Here is a 24,859-nt window from a genome sequence, read left to right as displayed (position 1 = left end):
GAATCTTCTCCCTCTATTAGTGATGAAATGATAGTAAATGCCCTAATTTAACATATTTCGTTTTCATGTAGCTTTCATTTTCTTCCCGCATATTTGTTTGTATAGGAAGACGTGACTGCATCGTTATTCCAAACGACTCCAGTGCCTTTATTTTTTCAGGGTTATTGGTTAAAAGGTGGATATTTTTCACTCCCAAATCCTTTAAAATTTGTGCACTAAAATCATATTTTCGCAAATCCGGAGCAAATCCCAGCTGTTCATTGGCTTCCACCGTATCGAACCCTTCATCCTGCAGTTTGTATGCACGAAGTTTATTGATCAGTCCAATACCACGGCCCTCTTGTCGCATATAAATTAAAACGCCACGTCCAGCTTCTTCAATTTCCGCCAGTGCTTGATGGAGCTGCGGGCCACAATCACAGCGATGGGATCCAAAGACATCTCCTGTAAGACACTCGGAATGAATCCGCGTCAAAATTGCATCATCTGAATTAGAATCAATGTCTCCTTTTACTAACGCAATATGTTCTTTATCATCCAGGTCATTTGTATAACCAAATATTTTAAATGTCCCGAATTCAGTTGGTAAAATTGTTTCTACTTCCCGCTTAATATGACTTGATTTATTTTTTCGATAGTCGATTAGTGCTTCAATGGTTATTATTTTCAAGTCGAATGTTTCCGCCATATTCTTTAGTTCAGGAACCCTTGCCATCTCGCCATCATCTTTAATTATTTCACAAATGACACCTGAAGGAAATGCCCCGCTTAATGATGCTAAATCAACCGAAGCTTCCGTATGCCCAGGTCGCCTCAAGACCCCGCCCTCTTTTGCAATCAATGGGAAAACATGTCCCGGTTGTTTAAAATCTGTTACCTCCACATCTGGATTAACGAGCGCTTGAATGGTTTGAGACCGCTCTTTTGCACTAATTCCTGTTGTTGAATCTTTGTGATCAACAGATACAGTAAAGGCTGTGCCAAATGGATCTGTACTCTGACTAGTCATTAGAGGCAACCCTATTTTATCAGCTAAATCTGCTTTAATCGATGTACACACTAATCCTTTTGCATGTGTAATCATAAAGTTAATCATTTCTGGTGTCACATGTTGAGACAGCGCAACTAAGTCACCTTCGTTTTCTCTATTCTCATCATCTACAACGATAACCGGCTTTCCTGCTTTTAAATCTGAAACTGCCTCTTCGATTGTATGAAACATAAGCTTCCCTTCCTTCGCGTAATAGCAATTCTTGGTTAATTTTCACTGTTTTGCTTTTGTTGCTCCAGCATCTGTTGCATATATTTAGCGAGCATATCACACTCGATATTAACGGTATCCCCTTTATTTTTTTCACCTAGGACAGTTTCTGAGACGGTATGTGGGATTAGGGAAATCGTAAATGTATTCTCCTCCACATGAAAAACAGTCAAACTGATTCCGTCCACAGCTACTGATCCTTTTTTTATGAAAAATGGGGCAAGTTCTTTAGCGATTTGAACATCATAATAAACCGCATTCTCTTGTCTTTCCTTCCGAATAATCTTTCCCTTGCCATCAATATGACCGGAAACAAAATGACCACCAAATCTGCCATTTGCCGCCATGGATCTTTCCAAATTCACCTTGGATCCTGGCTTTAATGCACTCAGAGAAGTGGATTTGATTGTCTCAGGCATGACATCCACTTGAAAATTTTCCGAATTATAATCCGTAACAGTTAGACAGATGCCATTAACCGCTATGCTGTCCCCTGAGTTTACGTCCGATATAACGCTGTCAGAGCCAATTTTCAGCTTAACTGCCTGATCAGATACATGTTCCATACTTTTCATGGTGCCCATTTCTTCAATTATTCCTGTAAACATCTGATACTTCCTTTCTCGGTTCAGCGATAACTTTAATATCTTCACCAATCATTACAACTTGTTTGATAGTCAAACCTAGAACTTCAGCAATGTGTTGAAATCCTTCGCCTGTAAATGATGTTGGTGCATCTTTTCCGCCAATTAACTTTGGCGCCATATACATAACAAACTGATTAATTCGTTGTTTTTTTAAAAAAGAGCCATTAACCTCAGATCCGCCTTCTACATATACAGACATAACTTTTCTCTCACCCAGAATCCCAAGCACCGTATCTATATCGATCTGTTCCTCGTCAAGCTGAATAACATCCACCTGAGGCTTTTTCAAAAAAGGAGCCTTTTCTTGTTCTATTACATTTCTTCCGGTAAAAATCCACGTTGGGGCTTCATTATCAGTAATAATAGTAGCATCCAATGGCGTTCTTAAGTTGGTGTCCAAAATGATGCGTACCGGGTTTTTCCCGCTATTGGGAAGTCTTGTAGTAAGCTTGGGATTATCTGCAATTACGGTGTTGACACCTACTAAAATTGCGTCATGCTTATGCCGGTAATGATGTACATCAAGCCTAGCTTCTTCACCGGTTATCCATTTGCTATCACCAGTTTTTGTCGCTGTCTTTCCATCCAGGCTGACAGCAGATTTTACTGTTACAAACGGTGTCTTGGTTTTGGTATAATGGAAAAATACTGCATTTACTTCTTCAGCTTCATTTCCCAATACACCAAGATCTACTTGTATATTAGCATTAAGAAGCTTTTCAATACCTTGACCTGCCACCTTTTCATTTGGATCCGCTACCGCAATAACTGCCCGTTCTATACCTTTTTCTACAATCAGATCAGCACATGGCGGGGTTTTACCATGGTGGGAGCATGGTTCAAGCGTGACATATATCGTTGCACCTTTCGTTTTATCCCCAGCCATTTCGAGTGCATGCACTTCTGCATGAGCTTCCCCTGCTTTTAAGTGAGCACCAAGCCCAATGATATCCCCGTCTTTCACAACAACTGCGCCGACTGGGGGATTCGGGCTCGTTTGCGCTGAAACTCCGCGGGCTAGGTCTAGCGCGTATCGCATATAATCTTCGTCATTCAAATAATCACTCCTCACGATTAAAAGGCCTCTGAATTCGCTTCAGAGGCCTGGGTTAGAATTTTTATCAACAAGTTTTAAAAAAAGTATATCTAAAAATGATACATGGACAGAATAATGAAAACCATGCATTGTTCGATTAGAAACATACTCGCTGCTTAAAAAATTCCTTCTCCCATCCAGACTATAACTGTCGGTTCCGGAGTTTCACCAGATCCACCGCTTGGTTTTCATAACCATACGGGTCGCGGACTAAGAATTGATTTCATCACCGCCGATTGGGAATTTCACCCGACCCCGAAGGAATATTGCGTATTTGATTTTCTATAGTATAGCACTGACTTCTGGGAAAATGCAAAAATAGCGTTTGAGTGAATGTTTATTTGCTGGGTTAATCGACAGTTGGTGCGAGATGGTAGTTCGGCATTTATCAGCGTTTCGGACTGTTTTTTCAGCGGAACCTCATACTTTATCAGCTTTTCGGGGACTTTTATCAGCGGTTGATGGCATTTTATCGGCTGTTCACGACTTTTTATCAGCGTTTCCCGGTTTATTCCTGCAAAAAGTGTAAATACTTCACGGCATTTTGGTATAATAACATTTACCAAACACAGACAAGCTAGAAAAGGAGCTCAACCTATGCCTCTCCCAAAAGGAAAATCCAATTGCATTACAGATGTCCAGGATGTGAAAGTAGGACACGTCACATTATATGAAAAAATCGATGAAGTAACTACAATCTGCACAGGCGTCACCGCTATCCTTCCACATAAAGGCAATCTTTTCAATCAGAAAACTCGTGCAGCCAGTGCAGTGCTCAACGGTTATGGAAAAACGACAGGTCTCGTCCAAATGGAAGAACTGGGTCTATTGGAATCGCCAATCATGTTAACAAACACATTTAGTGTTGGAGCAGTATGGCAAGGTACCCTGCAGTACATGATTGACGAAAATAAGGAAATTGGTGATTCAACAAGTACAATCAATCTCGTTGTAGGCGAGTGTAATGACAGCTATCTAAATTCCATTCGGCATCAGGCAATCAAGCCCAAACATGCCGTTCAAGCTATTAAAAGCGCAACAAACAAGCCTGCCTTAGAAGGTGCTATTGGAGCCGGCAAAGGGATGGTCTGCTTTGGCTATAAAGGCGGAATCGGAACAGCTTCACGTGAAGTAACTGCTGCAGGGGAAAACTACACAGTTGGCTGCCTCGTTTTGAGTAATTTTGGCAAAAGGGAGCAGGCACTATTTGCGGATTGGAACAAACTCGAAATGAACACACCTGATGGCTCCATTATGATGATCATTGCAACAGATGCACCCCTTTACGACCGCCAATTAAAGCGGCTAGCGAAGCGTTGTACAACTGGACTCGCACGCACGGGAAGCCATATGGATAACGGCAGTGGCGACATTGCTATAGCATTTTCTACTGCTAACAGGTATTCCCATAACAGAAATACCGCTGTAGAGTCTCTGAACTTTATTCGTGATGACCACACAATAATGAACCAATTGTTTCAGGCGGTTACCGAAACAACGGAAGAAGCAATTATCAGCTCACTTAAACATGCCGAAACGACAGAAGGCAGAAATGGACGGGTTGTGGAGAAAGCTCCATTACAGAAGGATTGACATTTTGCTCCGTCAATCCTCCACGTTTTTCATTCCATTTTTCATCGCGTCCAGCGAATGACTCTCAGGCAATTGGAGAAATGGAACTTTATTATTTCTCCGGTTGGTTTTATCCAAATCAGGTGGCTGTATTTCATCCGCTTCCCACATATGCTTTGTAATTAAAATCGTATCATTTATCTGGGAAATGATATTACGCATGCTGGTAGGTGCATAATTCACCGAATCACATTGTTCCATATATTTATCCACTACTTTCGTGTCAAAACCATCTGCCAGCAAATTCTTCCTGATCCCGTTTTTCATCAGTTCATCAAATTTCATAAAATCTTTCTTAACCAAACCGCCCAGAATAAAGTTATATCGGGATTTATTATTCATGACCAACACATATTTCCTTCTTTTATAGAGGAACATATGCGCATGCCAGGAATATAGCAGATCATTGTCCACTAACTGATCTTTGGATGTTTTTATATTTAATTGTTCAGCGAGCTTTTTGGTTACTTGAAGTAGTAGCATACCTGTCACCTCATTTATATTTTGTCTTTTCAACGTATTCGTAGACAGTTTCATTCTAGCAAAGGGATCCCCAATGCGCAAAACAACACAATTACAGTGGTCATAAGCTTATTTCTGCATCGTAATATTCCCATTATTCGTAGTCAATTTAATCTCGTTATCACCATTTCCAATTACGGTATCCAAGTCGGATTCTCCAAAAATATTGATAGGGTGAATAATGAGAAAGTAATTATTAAGCCTACATAAGAACCCCAAGCGATGGTAAAACGGAGTTAGCTGTGAAAGATGATGATAACATGTTATTCATTGAAACTGGGATGCAAAAAGAGAAACTATTCCAGTTTTTTACTTGGGGAGGTGCGATGACGCTCGCAGTATATCTCCCAGACATAAAAATAACCCCTATGAGTAGGGGCATTCTTAGTAGTCGATTTCTTTCGTGCTTATTATTTCAATTTCTTTTAAAGCTTGAGATGCGAGATGATCTGCTTCACGATTCTTTTTCCGGGAAACAAGTTCATATGCAGCTTCTATTCCTAATTGAGCAATTTTATTTTCAATCCGATCCGCCCATTTGGCTAACTCCTTCTCATAACAGGGCCAATCTTCTTTTAACTGATTAATAACGACTTGAGAATCACCAACTACCGTAACGGGCAAATGATGGACGCCAAGAAGCTCTAACTCTTTTATAGCAAGATGCAGGGCAGCGTATTCTGCCTCGTTATTCGTATCGAGTTCCTCCACCAAGGCATTTTTTCGCAGTCGAAATGATTTTTTGTTCTGTTCATAATAGATCGCACAGCCAAGCCCTGATTTTCTCGTTTCCAGATCAAAGCCACCATCAAAGAAAACTGTAACATTATGTGGTTCTGTTTTGATTTCCTCCAGCTGCTTCTTTAATTGCTTAAAATTCCACGTGGTTTCCCTCGTATCGATGAACTGTATATTTTTCATGCGGCCTGTTTTTTCCAGATCTTCAGCAAATAATAAAGCCTTTGGGGCATACATTTGGTCTGAAGTAAAGGCTGTTTCTGCTCCTTTTGGTGTTTGGTAGGTTATTTCGATTCTGACTTGCATGCTGATGCCTCCGTTCTGAATTTATGAGAAGGAGTTCTTTTTGATTATAGTATTACCGTTTGTTGAATAATATACAGGTTGAACCGCAGCAAAATAGATAAACGGTAGTAATAGTTGCTCTTTGATGACCAATAGCTTGAAAATGTAGCCATAACGGTAACATAAACCGCTTCTTGGTGACCAATATCCTGAAATTGGTGCCATAGCGGTAATCTAAACTGCTTCTTGGTGACCGATATTCTGAAATGGGTGCCATAACGGTAATCTAAACTGTCACCACGTACCGCATAAAAAGACCCTACATCAAATTTTCAATACAGGTTCTTTTAATAAGAAATTACTTTAGTGCCTGCCTCTTCACTACAGCTGTTCCTTTTGATAACTATACCCCTTTATCATATTTTTAACACAATAACATCCTCACCTGGACTTCATCAAAAACGACTTCGGAACATCCGCTTCAAATCGCAATAATTCACCTGAAGTTGGATGCTTAAAAGCCAAAACCTTCGCATGAAGACCAAGCCGTCTTATAACATTTTGCTTGGAGCCATACTTTTTATCACCAACAACCGGATTACCCAGATCCTGCATATGTACGCGGATTTGATTTTTCCGGCCTGTTTCGAGCTGAACTTCCAGTAAGGAAAGTTCTTTGTTGGATTGGATAACTTTATAATGTGTAATCGCATGCTGTCCGTCATTTTTCTTTGGACTGGAATACATCAAACGGGTTTTACTTTCCTTTATCCATGAGGAAACATATCCTTTCTCCTTCGCCATTTCCCCTTCTACTAACGCCGCGTAAGTTCGTTCGTTTACATTTTCTCTCCATGCATCTTGCATCAAACGCTTCGTTTGTTCATTTTTCGCAAACATCATAACGCCTGACGTGTCCTTATCGAGCCGATGCACAACGAAAACTCTGTTTTGTGGATCTTCGCGACGGACATACTCCATCAATTGATGATGAGCGGTTTGCTTCTTCTCCTTTTCGGTAGCGATGGAAAGTAAGCCAGCCTCTTTATTAATGACAATGATGTCCTCATCTTCGTGTAAAATTGACATCCCAATTAATGCACTTTCTTTTATTGCCGCCTTGTTTTTTAAAATGGTAACGGTTTGGCCTGGATAGAGTGAATAATTGTGTTTTGTTTCGATATGGTCATCAACAGTAACCTGGCCGCGGGTGAGAATAGATTTTACTGAGTTTCGACTACGATTGGACATTGCCTCAAGTAAAAACGGCAGCAGCTCTGTTTGTTCTTTAACAGTGTAAATAAACGAATCTCCTTGTTTTCTGTTTTGTTGTTTATTAGACATGTATGATCTCCTTTAATGCTAAAAATAATTTATGTCTTTACTTTAACCGATGTCGAAAAATCTAATCCTCATCCTTCACATCAATATCTTCAGGTAGCGGCTCATTTAAATAATCCTGAATCATTTTTCGATACGTTTCTACCTGCTTGAAATGTGTATCGAATTGGTGCTTGTTAATCATGTACTGTTTTCCATCATAAGCAGCACGAATACGCCCTTGCAAAACGAGCGCTCTAATTTGAGGCTCTTCTATAGACAGAAATTCAGCGGTTTCTGGGATTGTAAGGTACATGGGGGTTATCCTTTCGTTGCGATTTTAGTGTAATTATTATTCCCTATTATACCATATCCCCTTCACAAAAAATCAGAACCCCTCAACAAGAGAGGTCCTGATTTCCATACCTATTTTACTGATTCTCCAGTACGTCATGATATTCTGACGTTTTTTCCAGTTTGCTTTTGGCATACGGACATAATGGCATAATTTTTTCCCTTTTTCCCGCGCGCGCATTACTACTTTTTCTACTAATTCTCCAGCAATACCTTGTCCACGAAGCTCGTCCGATACATAGGTGTGATCGATAACAAGTCTATTATCACCATTTTCTATAAACGTAATTTCAGCCAATGGATCTTTTATATCGTCTCCTACATAAAATTTATTTTCGCCTTTATTGATAGTAGCCATCAAAATACCTCCATTGAATTGTTTTTCTTAGGCAATTACTAGCCAAAAACAGGTAACGTACTGATAATCATCATTAAAAATAAAACGAATAAATAACTTAGTGAATATATAAAAATAGTTTGAGCCCATTTAAGATTGTCTTTTGTGAAAAACCCGCGTATAGCCAAATATAAAAATCCAACATTAAGTAATGTGGCCAGTACGATAAAGGTTGTACCAAATGTTGTTAAAAAAATCGGTAATGGGAGTAAACACGCGACATAGACAACAATCTGCCGTTTTGTAAACGCAAAACCATGTACAACCGGTAACATCGGAACGCCTGCAGCTTTGTATTCGTCATGTCTCTTGATTGCAATGGCAAATGTGTGCGGTATTTGCCAAATAAATAAAATGAGAAACAAAACGATTGGTACGATATGAAAAGCAGGTTGTATCGCTGCCCATCCGATTAAAGGTGTAAATGCACCTGACAGGCTGCCGATTACCGTATTGAGTGTATATTTTCGTTTCGACCACATGGTATATAAAACGACATAGACAAACCATCCAAGCATAGCATATAACGTTGCTTCGAGCGTAGTAAACAGCATTAAGATGAATCCAAGCACTGTGGACACTGCTGCCATTCTAAATACCGTTTGAAGTGAAATGTTCCCAGTTACAGTAGGACGTGTTTGCGTGCGTTTCATTTCTTTATCAAGGTCAACTTCATACCAATTATTAAAAAGAAGTGCGCCTGCTATGATTAATGTACTACCAATTAACGTTAGCAGAAACGTGGACAACTGCTCTGTAAAAGAACCACCGGTAAAATAAACTGCTAACCAGAAACCTGTAAAAACAGGGAAAACATTTGCGATTAACACCTTCATTTTTAAAAGTGATTTGATATCACGAATTATGTTATTGTTTGATGCAACTGACCTGTCCAACTTCTGCGCGGAAGCTGATTCCTCATTGTTCATTTCTGACCCCCTTAAAAACATAAGGTTACTCTAAAAGTATAGTATATCACGAAATGCAAAAGTCGAACAGTGTCTAACACACTGTTCGACTTTGATCTTTCTGTTAATATATCTTTACTTTAAATTGGAACACTTCTACAGTTTCTCAGCCCCATCAACATCAAAGTCATCAATCAATGCACGCACTTCATCTGTTGATTCTGTGCTCATCAATTGATTTCTTAATTCACTCGCTCCTCGATACCCACGGACATATATCTTAAAAAAACGACGAAGAGGTCTGAACGGACGAGGTTCTAATTCTGAATATTTATCATGGAGATCCAGCTGCAACCTTAAGAGATCAAGCAATTCCTTACTACTATGCTCTTTCGGCAGCTTTTCAAAGGCAAATGGATTTTTAAAAATACCACGTCCAATCATAACCCCATCAACGCCGTATTGGTTAACGAGCTCCAAACCAGTTTGGCGGTCAGGGATATCTCCATTGATCGTCAAAAGTGTATTTGGTGCCACCTCGTCACGAAGTTTCTTAATCTCCGGTATTAGTTCCCAATGCGCATCGACTTTGCTCATTTCCTTTTTTGTACGCAGATGAATGGAAAGATTAACAATGTCAGTATTCAATACGTGCCTCAGCCATTCTCGCCATTCGTCTACATTCGTGTAACCAAGCCGTGTCTTCACACTTACAGGCAGTCCCCCTGCTTTTGCTGCTTGTATGAGCTCTGCTGCAACTTCTGGACGTCGGATAAGGCCACATCCCTTCCCATTACGTGACACATTAGGTGCAGGACATCCCATATTGATATCCAGACCCCTAAATCCTTCTTTCGCCATACCAATACTCATTTGCCGAAAATGTTCAGGATTGTCTCCCCATATATGAGCTACCATTGGCTGTTCATCCTCTGTAAATGTCAAACGTCCACGCACACTATAGATCCCCTCTGGATGACAATAACTCTCTGAGTTTGTAAACTCTGTAAAAAACACATCAGGTCTGGCTGCCGCGCTTACGACATGGCGAAAAACAACGTTCGTCACATCTTCCATTGGCGCCAGTATAAAAAACGGCCGTGGTAAATCACGCCAAAAGTTATCTTTCATATTCAAATCCCCTCATTATAGGTTAAAACCCTTATAACAAAATTAAAAAGCAGAAATCTCCCTGCTTCCCTTATACTTATATCATGCTTAAGCAGATTTTATCAAACGAATAAGACCCCGAATCCGTAAAAGTAATATTTTTACGAAAATCAGGGTTTGCTGCAAATGTTTACTTTCACAAACAAATTTAATTAGACAATTTCCTAACTACTATCTCCGCCACACACTCCACGTGATTCGTATTAGGAAACATATCAACTGGCTGAACTTGTTTCGTTTCATACCCACCGTCTTCTAAAATTCGAAGGTCCCGTGCTAATGTCGACGGATTACAGGATACATAAACAATTCGCTTTGGCTTCATTGCCATCATTGCCTCTAGAAAATCAATGTCGCAGCCTTTTCGTGGTGGATCGACGACAATAACATCAGGATCTAAACCTTGTTCTTTCCACTTCGGCATAACTTTCTCTGCTTGTCCAACAGCAAAATTCACATTTCCCATTCCATTTAATTCTGCATTCATGTTCGCATCTTCAATTGCTTCCGGAACGACTTCAATGCCATATACTTTTTTCGCCTTTTGCGCTAAGAATAACGAAATACTCCCAATACCACAGTACGCATCGACGACAACATCGTCCTTATCAATATTGGCATAGTCTAATGCTTTATCATACAATACTTTCGTTTGCTCTGGATTCACCTGGAAGAAGGACTTAGGAGAAATAGCAAAGGTGAGATCACCTATTTTATCGTAAATGTAATTATCTCCCCAAAGCACCTTCGTTTTGTTACCTAGCACGACATTGGTTCGTTGATCGTTCACATTTTGAACAATCGATTTCACTCGAGGAAATTGTTCGGTTAATTCCTTCATGATTTTATCCTTCTCTTTGAATTTCGATGTTTTTGTCACAAAAACGATCATAATATCCTTCGTGTGATGACCTGTACGCACCATAATATGGCGCAGGAGTCCACGATGGGATTTTTCATCATAAGCCTGAATGCCATATTTATTCATTAATTGGCGTGTAAATGGTAGTATTTCATTAATCGCCTCATCTTGCATATAGCATGTATCCTGATTTTGTAGGATGCGATGGCTTCTCTTTTGATAAAAGCCAACGATAAGCTCCCCATTTTTTTCACCTGCAGGAATTTGAACCTTATTACGATAATGAGATGGATTTTCCATTCCTATTATAGGATGGACCGGGACATGTTCTAAATGAGCAATCTTTTTCATGACATTATGAACTTGATCTTGTTTCATTTGCAGCTGAAGTTCGTAGCTCATATGCTGCAATTGGCATCCTCCACAATGAACATGACAAGTTGGCTCAACTCGTTGTGGGCTTGATTTTGTAAGTTCGAGCAATTTACCGAATCCAAAGTTTTTATTTACTTTCACAACTTTAACCTTTGCTTCTTCTTGGGGTAGGGCATTCGGTACAAATAATGGATAACCATCTATTTTCCCTACACCATTTCCCTCATGTGTAAGATCCTCAAAGCTAAGTGTGATTGTTTCATTCTTTTTCACTGGAGCTGTTTGTTTCGCCATTTATATCTTCCTTTACGTTAACAAGTGATTCTTATCTTATCACACACGACTCAAAAAGAAAAAAGACTACTTCGATTAGTAGCCTTCCTTCTCTATAAGTTCATACGGTACCAGCAGTTCAATATGCTGCTGCAAATTGAAAAATTCGCCTGGCAGCAATCCGCCGTATTCACCGTCTATATTTAATTGCATTTTTTCATCTGTAGTTACCTTTATATCTTTAGCCTGTACATATATGATGTTTTCATGTTCCAAATGGAGACCACGCAGTGCTAGTGTCACAATTCGGATAAACTCTGCCAAATTCGTTTTACGTAAAATGAGTAAATCAAAATAGCCATCATTAAGCCTGGCATCTGGTGCAAGTTTCTCAAAGCCACCGACTGAATTGGTGTTAGCTACTAGAAACAGCATGATGTCTTCATCAATTACATTTCCATCATATTCTATCTTTGTACGTATTGGTTTTAAGGAAGGGAGCATCTCAATCCCTTTGACATAATAAGCAAGATGGCCAAGCATTGTTTTTAACTTACTTGGGACGTCATAAGTAAGCTCCGTTAACTTTCCGCCACCGGCAATGTTCATGAAGTAATGACCATTCACTTTCCCAATATCCAGAAACATCGATTGATCCGCTAAAATAATATCAAGTGCTTTATGGATATCACGCGGAATATTTAATGCCCGGGCAAAGTCATTCGTCGTTCCACCTGGAATAATGCCAAGTTTGGGTCTTCCCTCTTGCTCTGCTATTCCATTGATGACTTCATTAATCGTACCATCCCCTCCTGCAGCAACGACCAAATCATACCCTCTGTCCACAGCCGCCCTCGCTGCATCTGTCGCATCCCCTTCACAGGTTGTTGCATGAGCAGATGTTTCATAACCGGCAATTTCAAGTCGCTCCAACACAGCAGGTAATTCTTTTTTGAAAACTTCTCGACCAGATGTCGGATTATAAATAATTCGAGCTTTTCTCATTACGTTCCCTCCCCCATTACTTTCATCATGCAGGGCCGCGATTTGTATTATAATTCATTACACCTTAGAAAACCAGTGAGCAGTAAGAAAGTTTACTTTCTTAACTGCCAAAAACTATCATAGCCCTTTTTGCGCATTTTGAAAAGGGGGTGAGCAAAAGATCACAGAACTAGACGCCTCAGATATGGCATCCATCACTAAATTATCTTTTATCTATTTCTTCTGCAAGCAGCTTATTAACCAGCGGCGGATTTGCCTGCCCTTTGGTTGCTTTCATAACTTGTCCGACAAGGAAGGCTAACGCTTTGCCTTTACCGTCTTTATAATCAGTAACAGATTGTTCATTTTCATCCAGCACACCTGAAATGATTTCTTTTAACTGACCTTCATCGGAAATTTGGACGAGTCCTTTTTCTTTTACGATTGTCTCTGGATCGCCGCCATTTTCAACTAATTCAGAGAATACCTTCTTCGCCATCTTAGAAGATAATGTGCCATCCTCGATCAGTTGAATCATTTTGGCTAAGCTTTTAGGTGTTACCTGCAAGTCATCAAGCTCTTTTTGATGCTTGTTCATATAGGCGGAAACCTCACCCATTAACCAGTTAGATGCCTGTTTAATAGCCGCACCGTTTTGTACTGCTTCTTCGAAAAAGTCAGCCATCTGTTTGGAATTCGTTAAAACAGCTGCATCATATTCCGATAGACCCAATTCTCCTATATAGCGTTTTTTCCTTGCATCCGGTAACTCCGGAATCTGGCTTCGGATTCGTTCTTTCCATGCCTCATCAATGAATAATGGCAGGAGATCCGGTTCCGGGAAATAACGATAGTCATCAGATCCTTCTTTCACGCGCATCAGAATCGTTTCTTTCGTTTTCTCATCATAACGCCGTGTTTCCTGCAGGATCTCTCCGCCGGATAATAATTCTTTTTCCTGACGTTTTTCTTCAAATTCAAGCCCTTTTTGTACAAAGGCAAAGGAATTCAAGTTTTTGAGTTCGACTTTTTCTCCGAACGCTTCCTGACCAATTGGCCTTAGTGAAATATTGGCATCACATCTTAGGGAGCCTTCTTCCATTTTCACATCGGACACACCAGTGTACTGTATAATATTTTTCAATTTCTCCAAATATGCATACGCTTCTTCTGGCGTGCCCATATCCGGCTCTGATACAATTTCAATCAATGGCGTTCCTTGTCGATTAAAATCAATGAGAGAGTAGCCGTCTTCCCCGTGGGTCAGTTTTCCTGCATCTTCTTCGAGGTGCAGTCGCGTAATCCCAAGACGTTTTTTCTGCCCGTTAACTTCAATTTCTATCCAACCATTTTCCCCGATTGGTTTGTCAAACTGGGAAATCTGATATGCCTTTGGATTGTCTGGGTAATAATAGTTTTTTCGATCAAATTTCGTATGTTCCGCGATTTCGCAGTTTAAAGCCATCGCAGCTTTCATCGCAAAATTGACTGCTTCTTCGTTTACCACAGGCAGTGTACCTGGGTAACCTAAATCAATTGGATTTACATTTGTATTTGGCTCTGCACCGAAATTATTTGGGCTGGAACTGAATATTTTTGATTTTGTTTTTAATTCCACATGTACCTCGAGTCCAATAACCGTTTCAAAATTCATTATGCATTGGCACCTCCTAATTGAGGTCGTTTTTTATGGTGATCTGTTGCCTGTTCATACGCATGTGCCGCTTGATAGACGGTACGCTCATCAAAATGTTTTCCAATAATTTGCAGGCCGAATGGAAGTCCGTCTTCAGAAAATCCACAAGGCAGCGATATCCCCGGTAATCCTGCTAAGTTCACTGGAATCGTTAAAATATCATTGGTATACATGGTTAATGGATCATCTGTTTTTTCACCAACTTTAAATGCAGGTGTTGGTGTTGTCGGCCCGATTACGACATCATAATCCTCAAATACTGCATCGAAATCATTTTTAAATAATGTACGAACTTTTTGTGCCTTTTTATAATAGGCATCATAATATCCTGAGCTAAGTGCAAACGTTCCGAGCATAATACGGCGTTTGACTTCTTCTCCAAAGCCTTCGCTGCGGGATAGTTTGAACATATCCATCATGTTGGTGGCGTTTGCCGAGCGCGTACCGTAACGTACACCGTCAAAACGGGCAAGGTTAGCTGACGCTTCCGATGATGCAATAATATAATAGGAGGAAATAGCGTACTTGGTATGCGGCAATGAAACTTCTTCCCATGTAGCCCCCAATGATTCGTACACATCCAGTGCACGTTTGACGGATTCTTTTACTTCTTCTGAGACACCTTCACCAAGGTATTCTTTTGGTACGGCAATTTTCAATCCTTTTACATCATTGGTTAGAGCGTCGGTAAATGCAGGTACTTCCACATCAGCACTTGTCGAATCATTAGCATCATGACCTGAAATCACTTCAAGCACCCTTGCGTTATCCTCTACTGTACGCGTGATTGGTCCGATTTGATCAAGGGATGACGCAAATGCAACCAAGCCAAAACGCGAGACACGGCCGTATGTCGGCTTCATGCCAACCACACCGCAAAACGATGCAGGCTGACGAATCGATCCACCGGTATCCGATCCTAGGCTGAATACCACTTCTCCAGCTGCTACGGAGGCTGCCGAGCCACCACTTGACCCACCTGGTACATAATCTGTATTCCATGGATTTCTTGTTGCAGTAAACCCTGAATTTTCGTTGGAAGACCCCATGGCAAATTCATCCATATTGAGCTTTCCAATCGTAATCGCTTTTTCCGCATTCAGTTTATTCATCACGGTTGCATCATACAGCGGATCATCAAAATTTCTTAAAAATTGACTCGCACACGTTGTCCGTAGGCCCATTGTGATGATATTATCCTTAATACCGCTTGGCATCCCGAACAATTGATTTAATCGGCTATCATTTGCAGTATTATCAAGTTCCTTCGCTTCCTCGCGAGCTCTCTCTTCATCCAGTGTCAAAAATGCCTTCACCTTATCATCCACTTCTTTAATACGATTATAAGAAGTATCAACAAGGTCTTCTACCGAGATCTCTTTCGTATGTAGCTTTTCTTCTAATTCCTTTATACTGTAGTCAAATAGTGACATAATTTGTCCTCCCTACTCCAATATCGATGGCACTTTAAAATGACCAGCCTGTTTGTCGGGAGCGTTTTTCAATGCTTCCTCTTTCTTCGTCCACTCTTTCGGCTCGTCCTTACGCAGTACATTCAAATGTTCTTGATCATACACGGTTGGTTCAATATCACTAGTATCGAGTTCGCTTAACTGATCGGCAAAACGAATAATCGAACCTAATTCCTCCGTCAGTTTATCCGCTTCTTCCTCACTAACCGCAAGCCGTGCCAAATGCGCGACGTGCTTCACCTGATCCTTTGAAATATCTGTCATATCTTACACCTCCAAAAAGGTTGAAATAACTCTCACAATACTATAGATAATAGCAGAATTAGACATGCCTTCGCAACTAATTGGCAAAGTATCAAGGATAGGACCTGGTTTTTGAACAAAAAAAGGCCTGAAATAGCTTCCACACTATTTCAGGCAACTCCATCATATAGTAATAGGGTAAAAAAATTACTGACTAGCTCCCCTCAGGTTTATAAAAGGGTGCTAGGTCGTTCGACTGATAAAATGCTAGGCTCCATCTCCATTGATAAATCAGTTGATTGAGTGTCTTGCGCAAATGCTATACCAACCAAAAGAAGAGATCCTAGAGCTAAAGATGTAATCATTTTTTTCATTTTCTCCCCCCCTTAAAGATTAATTAACTCCTCATATGTTGAGTTTGCGAGTTTATAGTATTTAACAGATTCTTTATACTTACCTAAATCCTCAAGGTGTTCAGCTAACATTTTGGAATATATCACCAAGTTAGCATAGTCTTTGTTTTCTTTTAAATAAGGTATAAAAGTATCTGTAACTAGCATTCTGAATTTTTCATGTTCCTTATTTATAGCATATGTGTATGTTTGAATAATATACTCAAATAAACCAGTGTAGACATCTTTCTTAGCTATTTCTAATAACTCCGAAGCCTTATTTATCATTTCTTCTGACTTATCATAGTTAAGAATAGTATAATATTCTTTTATTAGAGCTGTTATAGCACCTAATCTTTCACTATGAGCAACTCTTTCATCTCCTGCAACCTCAACAAAATAGCTTATCGCATCCTCTGTATCTCCTTTTGCAGCATAAAGATATCCTAGGTTGAGGTTGGTTAATTGAATAACTTGATTATCCTTATTTAATTCACCTAAATGCTTAGCTAGATTATAATTTTTAATCGCCTTATCATACATTTTAATTCTTCTATATGATATTCCTAACAAGATATGGCACTGAGCGCAGCGAATAAAGTTATATTCTCTTTGAAAAAGATCCATTGCCTTACCCGCATAATCAATAACTTCCAATGTGTTTCTAAGCTTACTATGTGTAACTGCAATCGTATATTGTAAATCCCCAATTTCTTTATCCTCTAATTCAATTTGGTTTAGCTTTTCTTCTGCTAGTTTATACAAACGGATCGCCTGGTAGAATTCTCCATTTAATGAGTTATAATTCCCCCGAAACTTATACCAATAAAACTGATGCAAGTTATCAAACGAACTGGATACATCATTTAGCTCATTAATCTTATCCAGGGCTTCTTCAAATTTTCCCAAGACGAGATAATATCTTACCTTATGAATCTCGAACATTAATAAGCTATTTGTAAGGTTGGTATCCATTAATGCTTGTACTTCATGGTGTTTTTCTATAATTTCTTCTTTATCATTTACTTCGAAGAGCATACTGTACCATTCTTTGCATTTTTCCTGGATCGTTGTCTCCAATTCATTATCTAATTGGATGCCCAGACGGGTGCATAGCATTTGGATAACCTCAGGGCTTGCTTCAGTTTTCTTGTTTTCTATCTTGGATAAGTAGGACAAAGAAACTACGCCTTTAGCTAATTCTCCCTGTGTCATTTCCTTCTTTTGTCGTTGTAATTTGATAAAGGATCCGATTTCTACCAATATACCCACCCTAACATCAAAATGGATTTAATTTCCTTGTGTATTTATATTATAACACACTTTCAGATAATTCATATTGGGAAAATTACAGGAAATATATACGATTTTGAGCAAAAAACACCCCTAAAAACTTTCCGATTTTCCTAAATGAGGAAAATCAGCCCATTTTTAAAGCAAAATTGCTAAAAAAGGACTGATTTTAAATACAAGACTATTTACTTAAAAAAGTTCTGGTGTTTTCCCATTGACTATAATGATATAGGTAGACCAGACTACCAATACTTCTAATCATAAATATGAACTGTTGGCGATTCAGCTCCAGCCTCCCGGTAAATAAGGCTTTCCATTTGATTACTCGATGTAATGTTAATTTCTAAATCAAAGTAATCAGCAAACATATCCTGAACCAGACCATACGTATATTGCGTAAATCCGATAACCTCTGCTTTGGCGTTAAATTCAAGCGGAATCTCTATCGTCAGCTGCTGTAATTCTTCATTAATGTAGAAACCTTCACCGATGATGCCTGTATAGTTCGGGAAGAATTCTGCAATTTCATTTCCAAAACTTGTTATAATTTCGTGGTCATCAAAATAGTTTTCCTGTCCTTCTCCAGATGGAAAAAGAACTGTTTCTTCATCGATGGAATCCCAACCACCTATTGACGTGTCTCCGCCAGATACATTCGTTTTTGCGACAAAGTTGCCAGGCACCGGTGAGCCCTGATCTTCTTCCTGGTATATAGCAAACATAATCGGGATATCTTCCAGTCCTTCTATTTGGCGCATTTCTTCCAGTATCGATTGAGCCATTTCCTCTCCCTGCGCCATCATTTCATCCATCGGGATATCTTGGGTGTGCTCGGCTCCCTCTGCCTCGAATTGATAAACAGATTTTAATGCAAGCCCAATCGAAATACCTGCTAAATGAACGGAGTCTTCTTCTCCCTGTACTAAGTAATTCTGCTCTAGAATATGTGATAGATAACGCGGGTTTTCCCGATGCGTATCTTCGTCTGCATCATCTTCCACGTCTGGATTTAACCCATCTATCCATTGCAGTGCCATATCCTCCGTTATATATTGACCCTCTTGAAAATAATGATCTTCCGGGTCATATACTTGCTTCGAATGACGCATCAGCCCTTCTTCCATCTCATCAATATCTACACGATTTGCAATCTGATTCGTAATAACTCCTCTGGCTTCACTAGTCTCATATGGGAGGATCATCCGGTACGTCTCATCAGTCAATTGATTGCTTGGAATAATTGAGGTTTCTTGTTCTGATTCGTCCTCTTGTGAAATTTCCTCATCATTATTTATATTTGGTGCACAGCTTGTGATGAACAGAAGTGCGCTCACAAGCAAAATACTCATTTTCTTCATGGCAACTCGCTCCTAACAATAATTGCTTGTTGCAGCTGTTCCTCATCCCAAATCGTGACCCCAAGTTTTTCCGCTTTATCATACTTGGATCCCGCATCTTCACCTGCAATAAGTATATCTGTATTCTTACTCACACTTCCTGTTACAGAGCCGCCCATCGATTCAACCAGTTCTTTTGCCACACCTCTTGTGAAGCTTTCCATTCTCCCCGTTATCACAACCGTTTTATCTGCAAAAACGCCATCTTGTTTGGCTTGCTTCGGCCCCGTATATTCCATATTAAGGTCCAGCTCTCGTAAAGCATCCAACAGATCGATTACTTCCTGTTCAGAAAAATATTGTACGATCGAATCAGCCATTTTATCGCCAATTTCATCTACTGCAATAAGCTCTTCATAGGACGCGTTTTGCAGATTCTCCATCGTCTCAAAGCTAGCAGCGATCGTTTTTGCAGCTTTTGACCCGATAAATCGAATCCCCAAGCCGAATAAGAGCCTTTCCAACGAGTTTTCTTTGGATGCTTCAATAGCTTCAAGTAAGTTTGTGACTGACTTTTCACCCATACGCTCCAGTTGAAGCAACTCATCCCGATTTAACCTATATAAATCAGCCATGGTATGAATTAATTCTTCCTGGAAAAGCTGTATAATTACTTTTTCGCCTAACCCGTCAATATTCATCGCGTTTCGGGATACAAAGTGGATGAGCCCTTCTTTTAGTTGTGCTGGGCAATTTGGATTGATACATCTTAGAGCAACTTCTTCCTCGAGCCGGACCAATTCACTTCCGCACGCTGGACAAACTTCTGGCATATGATATTCTTTTGTATCCTTGGGTCGCTTCTCTTCCACGACACGAACCACTTCAGGGATAATATCGCCTGCTTTTTTAATGACGACCGTATCACCTATACGAATATCCTTTGCGCGGATTAAATCCTCATTATGCAACGAAGCGCGCCCTACCGTTGTACCTGCCACCTTCACCGGATCTAAGATGGCAGTCGGTGTAATCACACCAGTTCTCCCAACATTCAGCTCAATAGCTGTAAGATTTGTTATAACTTCTTCTGCAGGAAACTTATACGCAATCGCCCAACGCGGATTTTTCGCGGTAAAACCAAGTTCCTCCTGTTGATCAAGATCATCTATTTTGACAACAATCCCGTCAATTTCATAGTTTAAATGAGGTCGCTCCTCTGCCCAATAGTTAATATAATCAATAACTTCTTCAATCGTAGCGCATTTTTTCCATTCCGGATTTGTTTTCAATCCTAATTCCTGCATTCGTTCGAGGCGCTCACTATGCGACGTTAATGCACTGTTTTCCCATTCGCCAACCCCATATAAAAATATATCCAAGTTACGCTTTGCTGCGATTTTCGGATCAAGCTGTCTTAATGAGCCTGCCGCAGCATTTCTTGGATTCGCAAAAGGTTCTTCTCCATTTGCTTCTTTTTCTTCATTCAAAGTAAGGAAAGATTTATGTGGCATAAATGCTTCCCCGCGAACTTCAATTGTACCCTGTTCACTTATCGCCAAAGGGATACTGCGGATGGTTCTCAGGTTACTGGTGATATCTTCACCTATCGTTCCATCACCCCGGGTTGCTCCACGAACAAATTTCCCATTTTCATACGTCAGTGATACTGCCAATCCGTCAATTTTCAGCTCACAGACAAAGGATATTGGTTTATCCGTACCCTCGCGCCCGCGCCTTGCAAAAGCATGTAGGTCTGTTTCATTAAATGCATTACCAAGACTCATCATCGCCACATTATGCCGTACTTTCTGAAACCCTTCTAGTGGTTCACCGCCAACTCGTTGTGTAGGAGAGTCTGGTGTAACAAGTTCAGGAAATTCCTCCTCCAGCTTGAGGAGTTCTTGTAATTTCTGGTCATATTCCGAGTCTGGTACGCTTGGTTTATCAAGAACATGGTATTCGTGATTATAACGTGTAAGTAACTCACTTAAATGTGCTATCTTTTCCTGTGCTTGTTGTTTGTCCACGTACCAAGCACCTCCTATTGTTTCGTAATTGGGGCAAATTTGGCCAGTACTCGCTTGATGCCTACTGGCGCCGGAAATGCGATATCAAGTTCGATTCCTTCACCTTCACCATCTACTTTCACGACAGTACCTACACCCCATTTATTATGGCTTGCTTTGTCACCCGGCCCCCAGGTTTGACTTTCTGCTCCCGTTGTTTTTTGTATTTTTTCTGCTTTTCGTTTCACAGGTGGGGTCAGATTTTTTGGTTGTCCAAATCCACCGCCAAACGTAACTTGTTCCTCTTCCATGCCATCAACTAATTCTTCGGGGATTTCATTAATGAACCTGCTAATTGGATTCATATTCGTTCTCCCATATAGTGTGCGCATTCTTGCATGGGTTAAGTATAGTTCTTGTTCAGCACGGGTAATGCCTACATAAGCCAGCCTGCGCTCCTCTTCCATCTCTTTTTCATCAAACATGGAGCGGCTGTGTGGGAATACTTTTTCCTCTAAGCCGATCAAAAAGACAATTGGGAATTCCAACCCTTTTGCAGCGTGCAATGTCATCAAGGTGATTTTTGGTTCATCTTGATTATCACCCGCATCAACACGGTCAAGATCTGCAATCAGTGCAAGATCTGTCAGGAAAGCAACAAGGGTTTTATCTTCTGCTGTTTTTTCAAAATCCTGTGTAACCGTCTTGAACTCTTCCAAGTTTTCGAGGCGGCTTTGCGCCTCAAGGCTTTTTTCATTCTTCAGCATTTCTTCATAGCCTGTCCGCTCGAGCACAGCCTCAACCATATCTGTAGCTGTTAAAAATTCCTGCTGCTGAGACAAGGTCTGAACGAGGCTTCCGAATTCAGCTAATGCATTGGCAGCTTTCTTGGATACCCCAGTAAAATCAATTTCTTTTACAGCTTCATTGAAGGAAATATCATGGGCAGCCGCATGCGCGCGAACCTTTTCAATAGACGTTTTACCAATTCCGCGTTTAGGTACGTTCACGACACGTTCAAAGCTTATGTCATCATCCGGGTTTGTAATTAAACGCAGGTAGGCGACCATATCCTTGATTTCTTTTCGCTCATAGAACTTTGTGCCGCCAACCATTTGATAGGCAACACCCGACTTCATTAATGTATCCTCGATCGCACGGGATTGCGCGTTCGTCCGGTATAAAATTGCCAAATCATTCGGCGAATAACCCTCTTGTCCGGTAAGCTCCTGAATTTTATCTGTAATAAACAACGCTTCTTCCTGCTCGGTAGCGCCCTGATAATAATGAATGTTTTTCCCGTCTGGATTTTCTGTCCACAGATTTTTCGGTTTGCGTCCAGGGTTATTTCGAATCACTTCATTTGCCGCAGAAAGAATTGATTTTGTCGAACGGTAATTTTGTTCCAGGAAAATTGCCCGTGATGATGGGTAGTCTTTTTCAAATGAAAGGATGTTTGCTATATCCGCGCCACGCCAGCCATAGATCGACTGATCCGAATCCCCGACGACGCAAAGATTTTGAAAACGGCTTGCCAATTGCTTCACAAGGAAATACTGTGCGTGGTTTGTATCTTGATACTCATCAACATGAATATACTGAAAACGGCGCTGGTAGTATTCGAGCACTTCCGGAACCCGTTTAAACAAATGAATCGTCTGCATGATCAAATCGTCAAAATCAAGGGATTGGTTTTTCTGCAGCATTTTCTGGTACGCTTCATAAATTTGCGCAACCTGTCTCTCGAAAAAATTCCCGACATTTTTGTTGTATTCTTCCGGTGTAATCAGCTCGTTTTTCGCCCCGCTAATTTGTCCTAACATTGCCCGAGGGTCAAATTTCTTCGCATCGATATTCAGATTTTTTAAAACTTGTTTGATAACCGATAGCTGATCACCGCTATCCAGAATCGTAAAATTGCGACTGTAGCCGATGCGATCAACATCTCGTCTTAATATGCGTACACACATCGAATGGAATGTGGAAACCCACATCTGTTCACTCTCCGGACCAACTAATCTTCGTACACGATCCTTCATCTCACGTGCAGCCTTATTTGTAAAAGTAATCGCCAGTACATTTCTTGCTGAGACATCCTTTTCGCCAAGTAAGTAGGCGATGCGATGTGTAAGCACCCGTGTTTTTCCACTTCCCGCTCCCGCCATAATAAGCAGGGGGCCGTCCGTATGTTTAACAGCTTCTCGTTGCTCTTTATTCAATCCTTTTAGTAAGCCATCCATCGTCTGACTCATGTTTACACCCGCTCCCTGAATCAATATTCTTTAACTGCTTTCACTGTTTTAATCGCTTCTTCTATGTCTGTATAAATGCCATTCCCTACGATAATCACGTCCGCATGCTCTTTTATTTCACGCGCTTGGGAGACGTTTTCGATCCCTCCACCATAAAAAAGCAATGTAGACTCAAGCTCACTTTTCACTTGTTCAACAAGCTTAGGGTTCCCGTATTTCCCACTATATTCCATATAAAAAATCGGCAAATGAAATACATGCTCCGCCATATAAGCATATGCCGTCACGTCCCCGTCATCCGGCATAAAGCTGTTCGTATGCGTAAAGGCTTTTGCGTCTTGATTTAAAATACAATACCCTTCGAAAAATATTTCATTCCAATTCATCAGTTCCCTATATTGTTTTATCGCCTGATGCTGCATGTCCATCATCCATTTTTTCGCCTTGGAATTCATCACCATAGGAATAAAATAATAATCAAACCCCGGGGCGATTGCCTCCATTGTAGAAATTTCCAAAATGCATGTGATGCTATAACGGCGAATGCGCATGAGTAAATTCATCACTCCATCCAATGTTACATTATCCGTCCCACCAACAATGACAGCATCCGTCCCTGACTCACAAACCATCTCAAGATGCTCATTCGAAATTTCCTTAGCCGGATCCAGCTTGAATATATGCTTCCATTCGTTCATCGTAGTATGCAAAGGCCTAATCCTCCAATATGATAATCCTTTATTTATTATACCAAAAATCACGCTCGGAATTTAGGGATATGTGGAATCTTTTTTCAGAATGGGGGGTTGTTGCTGTGGGGTTGATATTTACACTGTGTGGTTGATTTTCTTGTCCCAACGGTCGATCCCCCAGCTTTCCGGTTAATTTTCTCGCCAACCAATTCTATTCACAGAACCGTCACCACTAGTCACCGAAAAACCGCCACCCAACCAGGCAGCGGCTAATTCATAGTGTATAATAATACATTAGATGATCATAACACAACAATAGCTTTGATGGGGCTATGTCATTTATCTTCCAGTATCCGATCCAGTACGATTTGATAACCATCACTTCCATAATTAAGTGCTCTGCGCACGCGTGAGATGGTTGCTGTTGATGCATTTGTTTCATTTTCAATCACCGTATACGTGTATCCCTCTGTCAGCATTTTTGCCACTTGCAGGCGCTGAGATATCGAATGAACTTCTGACATTGTAGCAATATCATCGAAAAATTGATAGCATTCTTCTCGGTCTTTTAATGACAGTATTGCGTCAAACAATTGATCTAATTGTTCTCCTCGTAATTTATCAATTTGCACGTTTTTCTCCTCCTGCT

23 protein-coding genes and 1 riboswitch are annotated in these 24,859 nt (G+C 40.4%); of the genes, 1 reads left to right on the top strand and 22 read right to left on the bottom strand.

The window, feature by feature from the left end:
- Positions 1-16: 16 nt before the first annotated feature.
- The 3 genes from KFZ58_RS05010 to ribD are packed head-to-tail and all read right to left on the bottom strand — an operon-like array spanning position 17 to position 2,965.
- Positions 17-1,222, bottom strand: a complete 1,206-nt coding sequence (locus tag KFZ58_RS05010) for a bifunctional 3,4-dihydroxy-2-butanone-4-phosphate synthase/GTP cyclohydrolase II (RefSeq protein WP_235793733.1) — start codon at positions 1,220-1,222, stop codon at positions 17-19.
- A gap of 35 nt (positions 1,223-1,257) precedes the next feature.
- Complete coding sequence (gene ribE / locus KFZ58_RS05005; protein WP_235793732.1) at positions 1,258-1,869, bottom strand: riboflavin synthase; 612 nt, start codon at positions 1,867-1,869, stop codon at positions 1,258-1,260.
- Positions 1,850-2,965, bottom strand: coding sequence for a bifunctional diaminohydroxyphosphoribosylaminopyrimidine deaminase/5-amino-6-(5-phosphoribosylamino)uracil reductase RibD (gene ribD / locus KFZ58_RS05000; RefSeq protein ID WP_235793731.1), 1,116 nt, complete (start codon positions 2,963-2,965; stop codon positions 1,850-1,852). Before ribD ends, ribE begins: the two co-directional genes overlap by 20 nt.
- A gap of 160 nt (positions 2,966-3,125) precedes the next feature.
- Positions 3,126-3,271, bottom strand: a riboswitch (FMN riboswitch).
- Between the two features lie 330 nt (positions 3,272-3,601).
- Here ribD and KFZ58_RS04995 point away from each other — a divergent pair.
- Positions 3,602-4,597, top strand: a complete 996-nt coding sequence (locus KFZ58_RS04995; protein WP_235793730.1) for a DmpA family aminopeptidase — start codon at positions 3,602-3,604, stop codon at positions 4,595-4,597.
- Between the two features lie 12 nt (positions 4,598-4,609).
- On the opposite strand, the gene KFZ58_RS04990 is transcribed toward KFZ58_RS04995, so the two are convergent.
- From KFZ58_RS04990 to KFZ58_RS04900, 19 genes are all read right to left on the bottom strand, one after another.
- Positions 4,610-5,173 (bottom strand): DUF6933 domain-containing protein, encoded by a 564-nt coding sequence (locus tag KFZ58_RS04990; protein WP_235793729.1) that lies wholly within the window; start codon positions 5,171-5,173, stop codon positions 4,610-4,612.
- Between the two features lie 369 nt (positions 5,174-5,542).
- Entirely contained in the window at positions 5,543-6,202 is a 660-nt protein-coding gene (locus KFZ58_RS04985; RefSeq protein WP_235793728.1) for a reverse transcriptase-like protein, read from the bottom strand.
- A 420-nt stretch (positions 6,203-6,622) separates the two neighbouring features.
- Positions 6,623-7,525: an RluA family pseudouridine synthase gene (locus KFZ58_RS04980; RefSeq protein WP_235793727.1), complete on the bottom strand. Its 903-nt coding sequence runs from the start codon at positions 7,523-7,525 to the stop codon at positions 6,623-6,625.
- A 61-nt stretch (positions 7,526-7,586) separates the two neighbouring features.
- Positions 7,587-7,817 carry an excisionase family DNA-binding protein gene (locus KFZ58_RS04975; RefSeq protein WP_235793726.1) on the bottom strand — a complete coding sequence of 77 codons (231 nt, stop codon included), beginning with the start codon at positions 7,815-7,817 and terminating at the stop codon, positions 7,587-7,589.
- A 72-nt stretch (positions 7,818-7,889) separates the two neighbouring features.
- Positions 7,890-8,213: a GNAT family N-acetyltransferase gene (locus tag KFZ58_RS04970; protein ID WP_370642435.1), complete on the bottom strand. Its 324-nt coding sequence runs from the start codon at positions 8,211-8,213 to the stop codon at positions 7,890-7,892.
- Positions 8,214-8,251: 38 nt separating this feature from the next.
- On the bottom strand, positions 8,252-9,181 hold the full coding sequence (cyoE, locus tag KFZ58_RS04965; protein ID WP_235793725.1) for a heme o synthase: 930 nt from the start codon (positions 9,179-9,181) through the stop codon (positions 8,252-8,254).
- Between the two features lie 135 nt (positions 9,182-9,316).
- On the bottom strand, positions 9,317-10,291 hold the full coding sequence (locus KFZ58_RS04960) for a tRNA dihydrouridine synthase (RefSeq protein WP_235793724.1): 975 nt from the start codon (positions 10,289-10,291) through the stop codon (positions 9,317-9,319).
- 187 nt (positions 10,292-10,478) lie between these two features.
- Positions 10,479-11,861 (bottom strand): 23S rRNA (uracil(1939)-C(5))-methyltransferase RlmD, encoded by a 1,383-nt coding sequence (gene rlmD / locus KFZ58_RS04955; RefSeq protein WP_235793723.1) that lies wholly within the window; start codon positions 11,859-11,861, stop codon positions 10,479-10,481.
- A gap of 75 nt (positions 11,862-11,936) precedes the next feature.
- Positions 11,937-12,845, bottom strand: a complete 909-nt coding sequence (locus KFZ58_RS04950; protein WP_235793722.1) for a diacylglycerol kinase — start codon at positions 12,843-12,845, stop codon at positions 11,937-11,939.
- Positions 12,846-13,047: 202 nt separating this feature from the next.
- Entirely contained in the window at positions 13,048-14,478 is a 1,431-nt protein-coding gene (gene gatB, locus KFZ58_RS04945) for an Asp-tRNA(Asn)/Glu-tRNA(Gln) amidotransferase subunit GatB (protein WP_235793721.1), read from the bottom strand.
- On the bottom strand, positions 14,478-15,953 hold the full coding sequence (gene gatA / locus KFZ58_RS04940) for an Asp-tRNA(Asn)/Glu-tRNA(Gln) amidotransferase subunit GatA (protein WP_235793720.1): 1,476 nt from the start codon (positions 15,951-15,953) through the stop codon (positions 14,478-14,480). The genes gatB and gatA overlap by 1 nt, the downstream gene beginning before the upstream one ends.
- Before the next feature lie 12 nt (positions 15,954-15,965).
- Positions 15,966-16,256, bottom strand: coding sequence for an Asp-tRNA(Asn)/Glu-tRNA(Gln) amidotransferase subunit GatC (gene gatC, locus KFZ58_RS04935; RefSeq protein WP_235793719.1), 291 nt, complete (start codon positions 16,254-16,256; stop codon positions 15,966-15,968).
- Between the two features lie 209 nt (positions 16,257-16,465).
- Complete coding sequence (locus KFZ58_RS04930; protein ID WP_235793718.1) at positions 16,466-16,609, bottom strand: hypothetical protein; 144 nt, start codon at positions 16,607-16,609, stop codon at positions 16,466-16,468.
- A 12-nt stretch (positions 16,610-16,621) separates the two neighbouring features.
- Entirely contained in the window at positions 16,622-17,899 is a 1,278-nt protein-coding gene (locus KFZ58_RS04925; RefSeq protein ID WP_370642433.1) for a helix-turn-helix domain-containing protein, read from the bottom strand.
- Between the two features lie 275 nt (positions 17,900-18,174).
- Complete coding sequence (locus KFZ58_RS04920) at positions 18,175-19,278, bottom strand: CamS family sex pheromone protein (protein WP_235793716.1); 1,104 nt, start codon at positions 19,276-19,278, stop codon at positions 18,175-18,177.
- Positions 19,275-21,287, bottom strand: coding sequence for an NAD-dependent DNA ligase LigA (ligA, locus tag KFZ58_RS04915; protein ID WP_235793715.1), 2,013 nt, complete (start codon positions 21,285-21,287; stop codon positions 19,275-19,277). The genes KFZ58_RS04920 and ligA overlap by 4 nt, the downstream gene beginning before the upstream one ends.
- 14 nt (positions 21,288-21,301) lie before the next feature.
- Positions 21,302-23,518, bottom strand: coding sequence for a DNA helicase PcrA (gene pcrA / locus KFZ58_RS04910; protein ID WP_235793714.1), 2,217 nt, complete (start codon positions 23,516-23,518; stop codon positions 21,302-21,304).
- A 20-nt stretch (positions 23,519-23,538) separates the two neighbouring features.
- The gene (gene pcrB / locus KFZ58_RS04905) at positions 23,539-24,216 is read right to left on the bottom strand and encodes a heptaprenylglyceryl phosphate synthase (RefSeq protein ID WP_235793713.1); all 678 of its coding nucleotides are present in this window, start codon (positions 24,214-24,216) and stop codon (positions 23,539-23,541) included.
- 329 nt (positions 24,217-24,545) lie between these two features.
- Positions 24,546-24,842, bottom strand: coding sequence for a YerC/YecD family TrpR-related protein (locus KFZ58_RS04900; protein ID WP_235793712.1), 297 nt, complete (start codon positions 24,840-24,842; stop codon positions 24,546-24,548).
- Between the last annotated feature and the right edge of the window lie 17 nt (positions 24,843-24,859).

The organism is Virgibacillus sp. NKC19-16 (assembly GCF_021560035.1).
GTDB lineage: Bacteria > Bacillota > Bacilli > Bacillales > Amphibacillaceae > Virgibacillus_L > Virgibacillus_L salidurans.
The sequence above is the reverse complement of the archived record's forward strand: the minus strand, read 5'-3'. Positions and strand labels throughout refer to the sequence as shown.

Coding starts and splice junctions, on each gene's coding strand:
- KFZ58_RS04995 (WP_235793730.1), top strand. CDS start 3,602: ATGCCTCTCCCAAAAGGAAAATCCAATTGCATTACAGATGTCCAGGAT.
- ribE (WP_235793732.1), bottom strand. CDS start 1,869: ATGTTTACAGGAATAATTGAAGAAATGGGCACCATGAAAAGTATGGAA.
- KFZ58_RS04980 (WP_235793727.1), bottom strand. CDS start 7,525: ATGTCTAATAAACAACAAAACAGAAAACAAGGAGATTCGTTTATTTAC.
- rlmD (WP_235793723.1), bottom strand. CDS start 11,861: ATGGCGAAACAAACAGCTCCAGTGAAAAAGAATGAAACAATCACACTT.
- KFZ58_RS04970 (WP_370642435.1), bottom strand. CDS start 8,213: ATGGCTACTATCAATAAAGGCGAAAATAAATTTTATGTAGGAGACGAT.
- KFZ58_RS04975 (WP_235793726.1), bottom strand. CDS start 7,817: ATGTACCTTACAATCCCAGAAACCGCTGAATTTCTGTCTATAGAAGAG.
- gatA (WP_235793720.1), bottom strand. CDS start 15,953: ATGTCACTATTTGACTACAGTATAAAGGAATTAGAAGAAAAGCTACAT.
- KFZ58_RS04920 (WP_235793716.1), bottom strand. CDS start 19,278: ATGAAGAAAATGAGTATTTTGCTTGTGAGCGCACTTCTGTTCATCACA.
- KFZ58_RS04930 (WP_235793718.1), bottom strand. CDS start 16,609: ATGAAAAAAATGATTACATCTTTAGCTCTAGGATCTCTTCTTTTGGTT.
- KFZ58_RS04990 (WP_235793729.1), bottom strand. CDS start 5,173: ATGAAACTGTCTACGAATACGTTGAAAAGACAAAATATAAATGAGGTG.
- KFZ58_RS05010 (WP_235793733.1), bottom strand. CDS start 1,222: ATGTTTCATACAATCGAAGAGGCAGTTTCAGATTTAAAAGCAGGAAAG.
- cyoE (WP_235793725.1), bottom strand. CDS start 9,181: ATGAACAATGAGGAATCAGCTTCCGCGCAGAAGTTGGACAGGTCAGTT.
- KFZ58_RS04985 (WP_235793728.1), bottom strand. CDS start 6,202: ATGCAAGTCAGAATCGAAATAACCTACCAAACACCAAAAGGAGCAGAA.
- KFZ58_RS04950 (WP_235793722.1), bottom strand. CDS start 12,845: ATGAGAAAAGCTCGAATTATTTATAATCCGACATCTGGTCGAGAAGTT.
- gatC (WP_235793719.1), bottom strand. CDS start 16,256: ATGACAGATATTTCAAAGGATCAGGTGAAGCACGTCGCGCATTTGGCA.
- gatB (WP_235793721.1), bottom strand. CDS start 14,478: ATGAATTTTGAAACGGTTATTGGACTCGAGGTACATGTGGAATTAAAA.
- pcrB (WP_235793713.1), bottom strand. CDS start 24,216: ATGAACGAATGGAAGCATATATTCAAGCTGGATCCGGCTAAGGAAATT.
- pcrA (WP_235793714.1), bottom strand. CDS start 23,518: ATGAGTCAGACGATGGATGGCTTACTAAAAGGATTGAATAAAGAGCAA.
- KFZ58_RS04960 (WP_235793724.1), bottom strand. CDS start 10,291: ATGAAAGATAACTTTTGGCGTGATTTACCACGGCCGTTTTTTATACTG.